General features: G+C 57.2%; 15 protein-coding genes. 10 read left to right on the forward strand and 5 right to left on the reverse strand.

Annotated elements, in window-relative coordinates; translation table 11 throughout:
* Window positions 1–60: 60 nt before the first annotated feature.
* Genes ACZ5GQ_RS07705 through ACZ5GQ_RS07715 form a run of 3 tightly spaced genes read left to right on the forward strand, consistent with a single transcriptional unit; the run spans window position 61 to window position 2,382 of the window.
* A complete protein-coding gene (locus ACZ5GQ_RS07705; protein WP_498856561.1) occupies window positions 61–1,275 on the forward strand; it encodes an MFS transporter in 1,215 nt (404 codons plus the stop codon).
* Window positions 1,265–1,981, forward strand: a complete 717-nt coding sequence (locus ACZ5GQ_RS07710; RefSeq protein WP_498856562.1) for an MFS transporter — start codon at window positions 1,265–1,267, stop codon at window positions 1,979–1,981. The genes ACZ5GQ_RS07705 and ACZ5GQ_RS07710 overlap by 11 nt, the downstream gene beginning before the upstream one ends.
* On the forward strand, window positions 1,972–2,382 hold the full coding sequence (locus ACZ5GQ_RS07715) for an MFS transporter (RefSeq protein ID WP_498856563.1): 411 nt from the start codon (window positions 1,972–1,974) through the stop codon (window positions 2,380–2,382). Before ACZ5GQ_RS07710 ends, ACZ5GQ_RS07715 begins: the two co-directional genes overlap by 10 nt.
* On the opposite strand, the gene ACZ5GQ_RS07720 is transcribed toward ACZ5GQ_RS07715, so the two are convergent.
* From ACZ5GQ_RS07720 to ACZ5GQ_RS07730, 3 genes are read right to left on the reverse strand one after another with little or no spacing between them, the layout of a single operon-like run.
* Window positions 2,361–2,915: a cysteine hydrolase family protein gene (locus ACZ5GQ_RS07720; RefSeq protein ID WP_498856564.1), complete on the reverse strand. Its 555-nt coding sequence runs from the start codon at window positions 2,913–2,915 to the stop codon at window positions 2,361–2,363. The two genes, ACZ5GQ_RS07715 and ACZ5GQ_RS07720, sit on opposite strands and share 22 nt — an antisense overlap.
* Window positions 2,916–2,950: 35 nt before the next feature.
* Entirely contained in the window at window positions 2,951–3,484 is a 534-nt protein-coding gene (locus ACZ5GQ_RS07725) for a hypothetical protein (protein WP_498856565.1), read from the reverse strand.
* 44 nt (window positions 3,485–3,528) lie between these two features.
* Complete coding sequence (locus ACZ5GQ_RS07730) at window positions 3,529–4,119, reverse strand: hypothetical protein (protein WP_498856566.1); 591 nt, start codon at window positions 4,117–4,119, stop codon at window positions 3,529–3,531.
* A gap of 110 nt (window positions 4,120–4,229) precedes the next feature.
* On the opposite strand from ACZ5GQ_RS07730, the gene ACZ5GQ_RS07735 reads away from it, so the two are divergent.
* Window positions 4,230–4,802: a prenyltransferase gene (locus ACZ5GQ_RS07735; RefSeq protein ID WP_498856567.1), complete on the forward strand. Its 573-nt coding sequence runs from the start codon at window positions 4,230–4,232 to the stop codon at window positions 4,800–4,802.
* 6 nt (window positions 4,803–4,808) lie between these two features.
* Window positions 4,809–5,039: a hypothetical protein gene (locus ACZ5GQ_RS07740; protein ID WP_498856568.1), complete on the forward strand. Its 231-nt coding sequence runs from the start codon at window positions 4,809–4,811 to the stop codon at window positions 5,037–5,039.
* A gap of 69 nt (window positions 5,040–5,108) precedes the next feature.
* Here ACZ5GQ_RS07740 and ACZ5GQ_RS07745 read toward each other — a convergent pair whose 3' ends face one another.
* Complete coding sequence (locus ACZ5GQ_RS07745) at window positions 5,109–5,618, reverse strand: hypothetical protein (RefSeq protein ID WP_498856569.1); 510 nt, start codon at window positions 5,616–5,618, stop codon at window positions 5,109–5,111.
* Window positions 5,619–5,740: 122 nt separating this feature from the next.
* Here ACZ5GQ_RS07745 and ACZ5GQ_RS07750 point away from each other — a divergent pair, with 122 nt between their 5' ends.
* From ACZ5GQ_RS07750 to ACZ5GQ_RS07765, 4 genes are all read left to right on the forward strand, one after another.
* Complete coding sequence (locus ACZ5GQ_RS07750; protein ID WP_498856570.1) at window positions 5,741–6,436, forward strand: 2-oxo acid dehydrogenase subunit E2; 696 nt, start codon at window positions 5,741–5,743, stop codon at window positions 6,434–6,436.
* A 197-nt stretch (window positions 6,437–6,633) separates the two neighbouring features.
* Window positions 6,634–7,317, forward strand: coding sequence for a DUF2258 domain-containing protein (locus ACZ5GQ_RS07755; protein WP_498856571.1), 684 nt, complete (start codon window positions 6,634–6,636; stop codon window positions 7,315–7,317).
* Window positions 7,318–7,402: 85 nt separating this feature from the next.
* The gene (locus ACZ5GQ_RS07760) at window positions 7,403–8,698 is read left to right on the forward strand and encodes a type 1 periplasmic-binding domain-containing protein (protein ID WP_498856572.1); all 1,296 of its coding nucleotides are present in this window, start codon (window positions 7,403–7,405) and stop codon (window positions 8,696–8,698) included.
* 139 nt (window positions 8,699–8,837) lie between these two features.
* Window positions 8,838–10,214 carry an ATPase domain-containing protein gene (locus ACZ5GQ_RS07765; protein ID WP_498856573.1) on the forward strand — a complete coding sequence of 459 codons (1,377 nt, stop codon included), beginning with the start codon at window positions 8,838–8,840 and terminating at the stop codon, window positions 10,212–10,214.
* Here the strand turns inward: ACZ5GQ_RS07765 and ACZ5GQ_RS07770 are convergent.
* Entirely contained in the window at window positions 10,198–11,145 is a 948-nt protein-coding gene (locus tag ACZ5GQ_RS07770) for a sodium:calcium antiporter (protein ID WP_498856574.1), read from the reverse strand. The two genes, ACZ5GQ_RS07765 and ACZ5GQ_RS07770, sit on opposite strands and share 17 nt — an antisense overlap.
* A 171-nt stretch (window positions 11,146–11,316) precedes the next feature.
* Here ACZ5GQ_RS07770 and ACZ5GQ_RS07775 point away from each other — a divergent pair, with 171 nt between their 5' ends.
* Window positions 11,317–12,666 carry an ABC transporter substrate-binding protein gene (locus ACZ5GQ_RS07775; protein ID WP_498856575.1) on the forward strand — a complete coding sequence of 450 codons (1,350 nt, stop codon included), beginning with the start codon at window positions 11,317–11,319 and terminating at the stop codon, window positions 12,664–12,666.
* The last annotated feature ends 14 nt before the right edge of the window (window positions 12,667–12,680 follow it).

Here is a 12,680-nt window from a genome sequence, read left to right on the forward strand (position 1 = left end):
TAAAGCCTAGATATTTCTAACAGAGATATATGGGAAATTTACTCTTAGGGGAGCTAATAAATGAAGGAGCCTACCAGGTCGCTGGCCTACCTGAGCGCGCTAAGGTTCGTTAGGAGCCTCGCAGCCGGGATACTCTTCATAGTGTTCCCCTACATGGTGCGCGAGCTGCTCCACGCCAGCCTCTTTGAGCTCAGCATAATGTACGCCGTGGCGGGGCTTGCCACGGCAGCGCTCTCTATAATAGTAGGCTACATGGCTGACCTCATTGGGAGGAAGGCGTCGCTCTACATATCGTCAGCCCTCCTGGTGCTGACCCCCATAGTTATGCTCGTCAAGTTCAACTTGTCCACAGCGTTCGCGGCAGCAATACTGGGAGGCATATCAGCTACCGGGGCCATGGGAGCTGGGGGCGTAGGAGGGGTCGTGGGGCCGGTGCAGAACGCCATAATAGCTGACCTGACTCACAGGGGCAACAGGACAAGGCTTATATCGCTGATGTTCTTCGTGGGCAGCGTTACGGCAGCTGTGGGAACACTAATAGGCGGCGTGTTCAGCTACAAGGAGGAGCTGCTACTGGCCACGGCGATAAGCGCCGCCTCCATGCTTCTCATACCGCCTCTCAGGCTCCCTGACGTGAGGGCTAGGAGCCTGAGCATGAGGTCAAAGGTCAACGCCTTCAAGTTCTCAGTGACAGGGATGCTCAATGGCCTCACCAACGGCCTCACAGTGCCGTTCATAGTGCCCATATTCATCTACGTCTACGGCGCCCCGAGGTACCTTACAGGCGAGATAACAGCCGCGGCGTCTCTGATAGCAACGTTCTCCATGCTGTTGGCGCCGAAGCTCGAGGACTCCCTGGGCTTCCTGAGGAGCATATACATAACCAGGGGGCTCACGATACCCATAATGCTCGCCTTTCCCCTGGTAGGCAACTTCTGGGCTGCCGCGGGCCTTTACCTGGCGTACCCCATGCTGAGGGTCATAGCAATACCTGTGCAGCAGTCGTTCCTGCTTGAGCTCACCCCACCTGAGGAGAGGGGGAGGGTCTCGGGCTACAACCAGGGCTCAAGGCTCCTCCTCTCGTCAGCTGGCACCTTCATGGGCTCCCCGTTCTTCTACTTCCAGGATGCCTCGCTGCTCGGCCTCATGCCGCTTTACGCGGTGCCATTCATGGCCTACGCCGTGGCCATGGGGGCCAACATATACCTTTATAGGAGGTTCTTCGGGGCTGACGAGGCAAGGCTGAGGGGGTCAAGCGCTGGAGTTGAGGCCTGAGGACAGGCTTGCCATAATAGGCGCCCTGAGGGTGCTGGGCTTCTCGATAACTCTGCCCTTCGCAGGGCTGGCACTTAACCTTGACTTCAGGGAGCCCCTTGCCGTGGTCTCGGAGTTCTACGCAATTCTTGCAGTAGCCAGCGCCATGGGCCAGGTGGCGGGCGGCTACGTGAGCGACAGGGCGGGGAGGGTGAAGACCATGCTCGTCACTGGGCTGGCGGCGTCCCTCAGCCTGGCGGTGGCGGCCCTCCTGTGGAGGGCTGCTGCAGTGGAGTCAATGCTGGCCCTTCAGTCGTTCTTCTCCAACGCTTACTCCGTAGCCACCATGGCTATAGTAGGCGACTACTTCAGCGAGCACTCCAGCCTAGTGAAGGCATACGGTAGGCTCAGGGTAGGCTCCAACCTGGGCTGGGCCCTGGGAATAGCCGTGGGCGGGGAGCTCTATGCCTCCATAGGCTTTAGGTCACTCTTAGTGGTAACCTCAGCCGTCCTGGCCGCTTCCCTGGCAGCCCTCTGGAACCTTGGGGAGCCACCAAGGGCCGAGCCCGCAGTTGCCTTCGAGAGGCCGACTCCAGCCATGGTTAAGTTCCTGGCCCCCACCTTCATGACGTTCATAATAGCAGGGCTCATGGGCTACCCGCTTGTGCAGTACTTCTCTGGGTTCCTGAGGATAAGCACCAGCTACTCCGTGTGCTCATGGCGATAAACGGCCTCATGGTTGTCCTGCTACAGGATGCGATAGCTAAAAGAGTCAGCGCGCACAGCCCCTCCAAATCACTGGCCACAGGCATGGCAATCTACGGCCTGGGCTACGGCCTCATGCCTATGGTCAACAGCGTCCCGGCGGCGGCAGCTGACATAATGGTAATTACCCTGGGAGAAATGATAGTGATGCCCGTCTCATCGGCGGTGGCAGCCGAGCTCAGCTCCCCCAGGTCCAGGGGGTCCCACATGAGCCTTTATGGTATAGTCAACACTATTGGAAGGAACCTGTCCTCAGCAATCTTCGCTGCAGCCGCCTACTCCCTGGGGGTCTCCTATGGGTGGGCCCTCATGGCCTCAGTAGCCCTTGCGTCGTCGGTGGGCTACCTAGCCGTGGTTGACTGAGCTGACTTTAGGTAGCCCTCGACTTCATCACTGTTAAGCACGGTAGCGCCATACACCTTCCTGTAGTATGTCTCCCAGTTCTTGTCGATCCTGGCGGCCACCGCGTCCCTGACAACGACCACCTTGTAGCCCCTGAAGAACGCGTCAGCCGCCGTGTGCCTGACGCATATGTCAGCGTCAAGCCCAACAAGGACCACTGTGTCAACGCCGAGGGACCTGAGTATGTGGTCCAGGGCAGTGCCGAAGAAGCCACTGTAGGCGTGCTTCTCGAGGACGTACTCGCCCTCCCTGGGCGACAGCTCGCTGTAGACCTCGGCCCCCTTAGTGCCCTTCATGGCGTGAGGGCCCCAGAGGGGCATCTCTATGTCCGTTGGGTAGTGGGCGTCGTTGACATATATTACGGGCCAGCCGTTGCGCCTGAAGGCGTCAAGAACCCTCCTGGCCGGGGCCACGGTGGCCTTGGCCTCAGGGGTGGCAAGCGCCCCATCAATGAAGTCATTAAGCATGTCAACAACTACCAGGGCAGGCCTCAAGCAACTCACCTGGAGAACAGCCGTTCTCCAGGTATTTATCGGTTAGCACTTACAGGCTGCGGCAGTTCAAAGGCTATGCTCTCGTAGCCCTTGACCTTGGTGCCACTCCTGACCCTCACCGAGAGCACCCTGCCATCCTCAGAGAGCTTGGCCTCGCCGCTTATGTCAAAGCTCTTCACCCTGCCTCCTCTCGGCATTACCCAGTAGACCGTGTAGTCGTACTCAGCGACCGCCTCCTCGTACACGTTCTCATAGGTGTTAGTGCCGCTCACGGGCCTATAGGGTATCTCTATTAAGAACGTAGCTGACGAGAGCTTCCTCAGTCCCCTCACCTCGGCCTTAGCTGAGATCACAAAGGCTCTCGAGTAGGAGCCGTTTATTATTATCTTCTCATCGTCAAGTATCCTCTGCATCTCAGCCTTAAGCCTCCTCTCCTCCTCTCCCTCCTCGCCCCTACTGATAAGCTTGTAATATTCCTCGTCCTCGTCTGAGTACTCGAAAACTATAGTGTAAAATATGGTTCCGGGGGTCACATGAAAGAAGCCGTTGCCATAGATTGGCCTCGCCAAGGCTGACCACCTGAGCTGCAGCTGCCCCCAGCTGAAGCGCCGGCCTATCGCTTAAACGCTGGGCCCAGGTAGAGGAGCAGCTGCGCGAGAGTTAACGGCACGAAAGCCCATCCAGCTGCCACCTGCCTCGGGGTGTGAACCCCCAGCCTGACCCTGGCCCAAGTTAGGGCGAGAGGTATAACAATGAGGGGGAGCGCTGGAAGACCATCAAGGTAAACAATTGCCGTGACTATGGCGGACGCCGTTGATACATGTATGCTTATCTTAAACTTCAGCAGGAGCGTCACTGCCACTATTATAGCTGAGTTGACAAGGTAAAGCAACTCAAGCAGCAGTAGGCCGCGGCTGTGGCCCGCCAGGGCAGTTATTATTACACCTGTCACGTAGGAGGCCTCCGCCAGGGCGAGCGGCATAAGCCTCTGCGACGCCTTAACTACGTCGAAGGAGCTCACGAGCCCGAGTGCCCTCAGGGCCGCCAGTAAGGCCATGGGGAGCGCTGAGTAAGTTAACACTGCTATGGCGGCCCCCGGCGGCCCGTACTTAAGCGTCGAGCTGGCCGCTAGGAAGAGGGCGGCAGTCATAACGGTCGGATGAAAGACCCACGAAATTGCTGTAGCTAAGCCCTTGTACTTCAAAGTAACCTCCTTGACTCTTTGGCTTTCACCATGTTAAAAGTTCTGCAGGCAGCCCACATCTATACCCCGTCTTTTAGAGACTCCGCCTCTGCTCAGCGCTAGGGCTGGGCGTGTCAAACATAGTAGAGTACATAAAGTCCACTAGGCCCTGGACTGTGGTCTTCTCAGCGATAATCTACATGCTGGGCGTTATGGCCGCGGCCAGGATGGGCCTAGGAGTCAGCTACCTCCTGGTGGGCCTGGGCCTTGCAGGGGAGGCCCTCGTGCACACTATGGTTAACATGTTTAATGACTACTTTGACTTTAAGCTCGGCTTTGACTCAGCTCCCAGCCCTGTCAGGGTTCACCCAATACTCAACGGCATAGTCAAGTCATGTAACCTGAGGAGGGACGCAGTAGCTGTTGGTCTGGCAGGGCTCTCGCTTGGGGTTGCCGTGACGCTGCTGGGCAGGCCTCTGGCCATAGTGTTTGGCCTTATAGGCATATTCTTTGGCTACGGCTACAGTGACCCCCGCATAGGCTTTAAGTACAGGGCCCTCGGCGACCTTGCCTACCCGCTCTCAATGATCATCCTTTCGGAGGCAGGCTTTTACCTGGCGAGCGGGAGGCTACTGCCAGAGGGCCTGCTGGCAGGGCTGCCAGTTGTCATCGCGACTGAGGGCGTCCTCTTCGCGAACTACTAGAGGGACATGGGCAAGGATCGCTCGCTCGGCGCAAGAACCCTGGCACAGATACTGGGTCCCAGGCTTTCAGCTGCCTATTACACGGCCGTGCTCCTAGCCTCCCTGGCTGTAGTGGCGGCCCTGATATTCACAGGGCTGTACCCTCCCCTTTCGCTTATCTCCTTGGCTTCAGCGGCCTACGCTGCAAAGCTGCTCAGGGAGGCCCTAGGGGGGAAGGCTGGAGAAGCTGGACTTTGACACTGCTGTCTACTCCTACATACTTGGCGCCCTCGCGCTCGCAGGTATGGCCTTAAGCCTGACGTTAATTTAGGCTGTCATGTTTACGCCGCCTGCCGGCTGGGCCGCCGCCAGGGCCTCGGCTCTCTTTATGAGGGTGCGCTCATGCAAAACCATGGCGCCCGCGGCCACGTAGAGTGCCAACTGAAAGATGTCTACTATGGATAAGACTCCAAGTATTATCAGCACAACCCCTATAGCTAACGACGCCGAGGAGGCGCCGCCGAAGTTCATGTTAAGGGCCATGCTCCTCGGAGCCAGCAGCGCGAGGCCCAGGACCAGCCCCAGGATGCTTAGACCTAGGAGGTAGTAGCCGAGGCCCCTCGCTATCTGGACTACCTCTGTCAAGGTCTCGTTTAGCTGGGACTGGCTCACGTTTGGCACCCTCTCCACTAGGACGCTCTTGAGGTAACTCATTACTGCGGGGGACTTTATGTAGAATATCAAGACGTAGGACATTATGAAGCCTATGAGGCTTGCCACGACAGCCAGGACGAGCCCTATCGTAAAGAACTTAACGTCAGGCTTTGTCTGCTGCAAACATGGGCACCGAGCCTTTTCAGCGAGGGAGCTTTAAAAAGGGTTGCTGATGCCCTTGCCCTTCAGAACTGGTCTTATGACCCTGCGGTGCCCTTTGAACAAATATTTACCTGAGGGCCCTAGTGATAGTGGAGAGCGGGATGCCTACCCAGAGGCGGCTAGTGGGCGCTGAGGAGTTCTTCGCCGCGTCCATGACTCTGCATGAGGCAGGCCCCAGGCTCAGCCTCATGAGGCTTGTGCCGTTCGACGGCATGATTAAGGCGAGGGAGGAGCTCGGCAGGAAGGCCCCCCTCCAGAGGCTGACGCCCACAGTAATCCTGCTTAAGGTCCTGGGCGCCTTACTCTCGAGGCCCCAGTACATCGAGCTTAACTCCAGGGTGGACCAGGACACTGTTATAACTTACGAGTACATCAACGTCGCTCTTCCAATATACAAGGAGAAGGGGAGGACCACGGTCATAGTTATCGAGGACGTAGGCAGGAAGTCGCTCGAGGAGCTGTCCTCGGAGATCAAGTCGGCAAAGGAGGGCACGGACTACTCAAAGGCCACGTTCCTCCTCGTGAACCTGGGCGTGATGGGCATAGATGCCATAACGGGCGTCAGCCTGCCGGGCATAGCCTCGTCAGTAGCGGTAGGCAGAATCAGGAAGGGGCCCATATACGACGAGGCAAAGGACAGGACGGTAACCGCAAACATAGCATGGGTAACGCTCACCGTGGACCCAAGGGTTGTGGGGCCAGATGTCACGGGATCCTTCCTGGCTGACCTCGCCAGCGTGCTGGCTGACAAGGATCTGGTGCTCCAGCTCCTGTCCTGATGAGACTATTTATAAAAATTAATATTAAGTAAATTAAGTAAGTAACTTTATATACGGGGTTACTCCGCTAAACTCCTTTTGTGAGCTGCATTGTCTTAAGATACCCATAGAGCTGTCCTTTTTCAGGTATATATCTAGTCCTTTCAGATCATTTATATATAGTTAGCCACTATTAGCTATACTAGTGGGCGTCAGCCTTGCCCCGACTAAGCACAGGCCTTATAATAGTGGGCGCTTACGCCACAAAGGTTCGAAGGGCCCTCTTCGCGCTTCTCAGCGACAAGGCTAAGGGTGACAGGGAGTGGTCCAGGAGGATAGCCTACTCGTCGGCTCAGCTCAACAGGGTGCTCTTCGAGCTCCTGGTGAGGAGGCTTAAACTTGACAAGGGTGACGTCGTCAGGGTCAGGATAGACTTCGACGTTGACGAGAGCTCCAAGGAGGTTAAGTGGAAGTGGGACACCTTAACGGTTGAGGCCTTCAGGAGGGTTAGCCAGGAGGACCTGACGGCGGCGCTGCGCGAAACCATTTCCGCCGCCGAGCAGCTGGCGGCCATACCAAGGTACTCGCTCGTCAAGCTTGGCTCAACAATAGATGGTGACGTACTTTACTCGCTTAGCTTAAACGGCGAGGACGCGGGGGCCATCATAGTGACCCCCCTTGAGGGCGGGCTGTTAGTGAAGGGAGGCGCGGTGCTCCTGCCGACGCCGGCTACAATAAGGAGGTCTCAGCTCAAGCTGAGGGGCCGCTCCCCAGAGGACGTCATAATGGACTCGCTGCCGGACCTCCTGCAGGAGGAGCAAGACCGGGAGCGCGCATCTAAAATTATAAGTGAGCTCAGGTCAAGGCTTAGCCCTGAGATCGCAGGCGCAGATAAGTCATAAAGTATTAGCGACGCCCTTACTGACAAGTACGTACAAATTTGTATAAAACCTCCTTCTTTTAATACTGCCAGCTGGTGGGAATGTAATGAGGGCTAGTCTCTCCTCCGTTGCGCTTGCTGTAATAGTAGTGATCATAGTAGTGGCCGCAGTGGGAGGCTACATGGCGTATAGCGCCTACTCTCATAGGGTCTCGGCCGCCCCTAAGTACATACTAGTTGGCACAGTCTATGATAACAGCGGAAGCCAGGCAGTGGACTCCCTGGCGCAGTACGAGGGCCTTGAGCTCTGGGCGGACTGGGTCAACAGCCACGGGGGCATATACGTTAAGCAGTACGGCAGGAACCTCACGGTCAAGGTAATCGCCCTCAACGCCGCCAGCAACCCCTCGACGGCTGAGAGCGACTACGAGACCCTGGTCAACACCTACCACGTTGACATACTCGTGGCAGACTTCGGCTCAGTGATGACGGCCCCAGCCGTGAGCTTCACAAACGCCAGCCACGTGCTTCTCTGGGACGTTACTGCCAGCGCTGTTGGGCTCTTCACAAATAACAACTACATAATAGACACCTCAATACCCGTCTCAGAGGTCTGGATGAAGAGCGTGGCCGACTTCCTAAAGTACGAGGACGTCCACAACGTCTCAGTGATCTGGGACGACAACGACTTTAACGCGTTCCAGTCCTACTACCTTGGCTATTTCCTTAAGCAGTACGGCATACCTGTTGTCTACAACACCAGCGTGGCCACCGACACCACCCAGTACCTCTCGCTGATAAGCGCTATGGAGTCTGAGCACCCGTTCGCTGTTGTTGAGCTTGGCTACCCAACTAACGATGAGGCCTTCCTGCCCCAGCTCGTGGCCTCTAAGGCGTGCTTCCCGCTAGTCTTCACTAACTACCCAGGCATAATGCTTCCAACGCTGCTCAGCGACATAGGGAGCGACATGAATGGTACCTTCACTGCTGTCTTCCCGCCAATAATTAGCTACACGCCGCAGATGGCGTCGAAGCTGGGCCTCCAGTGGTTTGGGCCCACGCTGCCGCAGTTCGAGCAGATGTTTGAGCAGGAGTTCCACACGAGCAGTGTCAACTATAATAATATAGCCGGCTTCAACGCAGGCCTCATAATCCAGCTGGCCATACAGGACGCTGGGACCCTTAGCCAGGCGGCGCTCAAGCAGGCGGTGCTTAACGACATAAGCGGCAAGGTGATGACTCTGGCAGGAGTATTCAACGTGACCTCAAACGGGATGCAGGTGGGCGAGGCGCCGCCCATAGGGCAGGTCTTCGTGTGGCCCAACGGGACGACAACTGTTAACATAGTTTACCCGCCTGAGTTTGCAAATAGTACTCCAGTAGTACCTGAGCCGTGCCCATGATGTAAAACTGCATCATCACAATATAATGACTCCTGCTGACTGTATATAAGCAGTTCGCCGCCAGCATTAATAAAAATTATTTTAAAACTCTCCGCTACGGAGAGATGCTCAAGGATATAAGGGAGGCGCTACCTTTGAGGTGTTTCACTTGGCCGAGCTAACTTCTAGCGACAATAATATAGTTATGCCTCTAAACGCATGGTACAGGGTTGCAGGCAGCATAAGGAGGGGCTCCATAATACTCGTTGCGGGCTACCCCGGCGCCGGGAAGACCACGCTGGCCAGCCAGTTCGCCTACGCCGGGGCGGCGGCCGGGGAGCCCTCGCTCTACGTCAGCTTCGTGGAGCCCAGGGAGGACTTCATGGCGAACGCCTCCCAGTTCGGCATGGACTTCAGGCCCCTGGAGTCCAGGGGCCTCTTCAGGTACTACGAGGCCCTCAGCGTCAGCGACCCCGACGCCCTCGGTGACGTCGTCGAGGACGTGCTCTCGCAGGCCGACAGCATGGGGGCCAGGCGCGTGGTGGTTGACAGCGTGACGGCGGTTGAGCAGCTGGCCAGGGACCCCCCGAGGGCCAGGGAGATAATGCACTCAGCCCTATACCTTGGGCTCAAGAGGAGGGGGGCCACGGCCCTGCTCATAGCTGAGCTCCCGGTCGGCCAGGAGTCCTCGGGCCTGGGGCCGGAGGAGTTCATAGTTGACGGCATAATAGTCCTGAGGTACAGGGTCGTCAAGGGGAAGCTGGAGAGGTACGCCGAGATAAGGAAGATGAGGGGGACCAACATAAAGAGGAGCGAGTTCCCCATAGCGATAACCTCCAGAGGGGTCGAAGTAGTTGTGCCGCCTGACATATCATCCATGCCTAGCGGCGTGAAGCCCCGCAGGAGCTTCTCGCTTCTAGGGCTAAGGATACCAGAGGGTGCCAACGTGTTAATTGCCGTTGACCCCTCGGTGGATCCGCTTAAGATAACTTCACTGCTTCTGGCCTCATCTGCTATCTCGGCCGGGCTCAAGGTTGTTGTCAAGTCGTTCATACATGGGCCCTCTACCATAAGGGATCAGGTTAGCGAGTGCATCGGGGAGGGCCTTCAGGGAAAGCTGATGGTGCCGGCCTATGAGCCGTCGTCCATAAGCGTCGGCGAGCTGCTGGCCAACCTCTTCAGACTTGTCGAGGAATTTAAGCCAGACGTCGTCATAGATGAAGGTAATAACGTACTCCTAGAGCTGCTGGACAGGGAGGACTACGCTAACCTCATCTACAGCTGCCTGCCCTACCTAGCTACAAACAACATTGTTACATTCCACATATACCTGTGGCCGCTTGAGAGGGTGTTTGAGATACCGCTGGCCAAGTTCTACGACTTCGTAATTACCGTAAGGCCCGTCGGGGAGCAGCTGGAGGTTAGGCCCATCAAGACGTGGGGCGAGGTGGTGCCGGGCAGCGCGGTTTACTTTAAGGCCTCCGACCTCGCCTCCTGCGACTTCGTAAGGTCAAACGGGCTCAGGCCCACAGCATAGCCAGGTAAGCTGCCAGCCCTCCTAGCCCCAGCAACATAGTGATCTTAGATACCCTTCCTTTCCACACTTCATACGTGGCTGCCGCGCACACGACCTCTACGACGGCCACGGCAGCCATCCCATGGAGTCCCAGCCGCCAGGGGGTTATCAGCAGCCCCAGAGCGGGGTAGACAGTGGCGTAAAGCACCGTCTCCCCTATGAGGGCGCCTATCGCGAGGCTGTCGTGGCCTCTAAGCTCCCAGAGGAAGGCGACGCTTGACTCAGGGACGGCGGTGGCCAGCGGCACCAGGAGCACGGAGACCTCGAAGGGCGAGAGGCCTAAGCTACGTGACGCGGCTACCACCCCCCTAACCAGGACCTCTGCCCCGACGTAGAGGCCCGCCAGCGAGAGCAAGAGTTGCAGGGCGCCCCCTGTAAGCCTGGACTTGCCCAGGAGCAGCGGCTTAACTGGCTCCGCCAACGGTTCGCCTGCCCTACCCTGCCTTGCCGTGAAGGCCAGGTACGCGGCCAGCAGCATGGCCGCAGCCAGGTATTTGGCCCTGCTGTCGGCCAGCAGCTCAGGAGTCACCACCGAGGGGAAGAATACGGCGAAGACCGCCATGGGGGCCAGGAGCTCTTTCCCGGCCCTCAGCCCCCCGCGGCCCCTTACAAGTGAGAGGGCCACCAGAAGAGGCAACATCAGTGTTGACACGAGAAAGGGTTCCCCAATAACAGTGCCCTCAGCCACCCCGATGCCCCCGCGGTAGGCGAGCAGGGCGTAAAGGAACACGACAAGCTCTGGGACTGACGTCAGGAGAGGGGTCACGACAGATCCCAGCAGACCTGACCTGAGGCCGAGCCTGGAGCCCAGGAACTCCATGGAGCCCCCAAACGCCACCGAGGAGGCCAGGGTCAGGGCGAGGCCAGCTATGACGTCGAGTTGCCAGGGCACCGCTGACACCTTTCAGCCGTTCAGCTTACTACTCTGACGCGGCTGGGCCTAGTAAGGGCGTAAGTCAATAAAATGAGTTCTGTAATAGTTTAGTTTCTTTAAAAGTAGTGGGACACATGCGAATTTAAGCAGTGACCCCTTAAAACATGTACTCAGGGAGGTGCGCCTTTCTTGCACAAAAGCAGGGGAAGTAGGCGGAGGTCTCTCTCAACTGCAGTCATGGCAATCATAATAATAGTTGTAATAGTAGCAGTAGTGGCAGGCGTCTTTTTAGCGACGTACCACCCAAGCAAGGTTATAACTATCACGTACTATGATGACCTGGCGCCAACGGAGGCCAGCGTGTTCCAGCACGACATACTGCCCGAGTTCGAGAAGACTCACCCTAACATTCGCATAGATTACATAGATGCGCCCGCGAACGACATAGCTAGTGACATAGAAGCATTAGTCCAGGCTGACAAAAAGGAGCCGGTGATAATAGGGGAGGACAACATGGTCATAGGCGAGCTGATCTACGGAGGGGACCTCATGAACCTCACGCCCTACATAAACCAGCTGCTCGCCAACGTCAGCCTCATACCCTCTATGAAGGCCATAGTTGACTATGAGAACAGCGTCTTCCATGCCATTTACTTCGTGCCCCTCAGGGCCAACGTGCCTCTCGTGTTCTACAACGCCTCCCTCTTCAAGAGGCTAGGCATAACTCCTCCTGCCAACTGGAGTGAGCTCCTCTATGATGCCCAGATCATCTACAACAAGACCGGCGTAAAGCCGGTCATGTTCCAGGGGCACGGTGGCGCCAGCACGGCCACGGAGCTCTACCAGTGGATGGTTCAGGCCGGCGGCAACCCGCTGCTCTTTAACGACAGCGGCGACGTCTACGCCTTTGAGTTCCTCTACAACCTCTCCCAGTACTTTGCGCCTAACTACGTTCACGGCTACTGGGGGAGCTACAAGGGCCTTCTCGACGGAACTTACTTCATACTTGACTACCAGTGGCCTTACATCTGGTCAACCTACATAGTGCCCGCAGGCGCCCAGGACAACATAAGCTTCTACCCAGGCCCTGTGGGACCGGCCAACGGGGATCACCTTGTTGGCGGCGACGTGCTTGCAATACCTAAGACTGCGACGCACATACACACCCTCCTGGAGTTCGCTGAGTTCCTCCTGTCACCCCAGGTCCAGAGGCAGTTCATAGAGCTGCTCAGCTGGCCAGCCGTGAACCAGCTGGCCTACCAGAACCTGCCGTCCAACATAAGCGGCATCTACCAGGCCCTGGAGCAGGCGCTTAGTAAGCCTTTCTTCAGGCTGCCCGTGCCGTGGCAGAGCGAGTGGAACACCTTAGCTGACGAGGCGTTCGTCAAAATAATAGTTGACCACGCCCCCTACAGCCAGATACCCAGCATACTGAGCTACTACAACCAGCAGATGTACGAGTACCTCAAGAGCACCTACAATGCCACAGTGGCGCAGGAGTACGAGGAGGGCAAGTTCGCCCCGCTCTACGTCCCATAAGCGTTGGGGGTTTG

The organism is Caldococcus noboribetus (assembly GCF_055389385.1).

What these genes read in the sequence shown, in the direction of transcription:
- ACZ5GQ_RS07715 (WP_498856563.1), top strand. Translation starts at nt 1,972, where the DNA reads ATGGCGATAAACGGCCTCATGGTTGTCCTGCTACAGGATGCGATAGCT.
- ACZ5GQ_RS07760 (WP_498856572.1), top strand. Translation starts at nt 7,403, where the DNA reads ATGAGGGCTAGTCTCTCCTCCGTTGCGCTTGCTGTAATAGTAGTGATC.
- ACZ5GQ_RS07740 (WP_498856568.1), top strand. Translation starts at nt 4,809, where the DNA reads ATGGGCAAGGATCGCTCGCTCGGCGCAAGAACCCTGGCACAGATACTG.
- ACZ5GQ_RS07705 (WP_498856561.1), top strand. Translation starts at nt 61, where the DNA reads ATGAAGGAGCCTACCAGGTCGCTGGCCTACCTGAGCGCGCTAAGGTTC.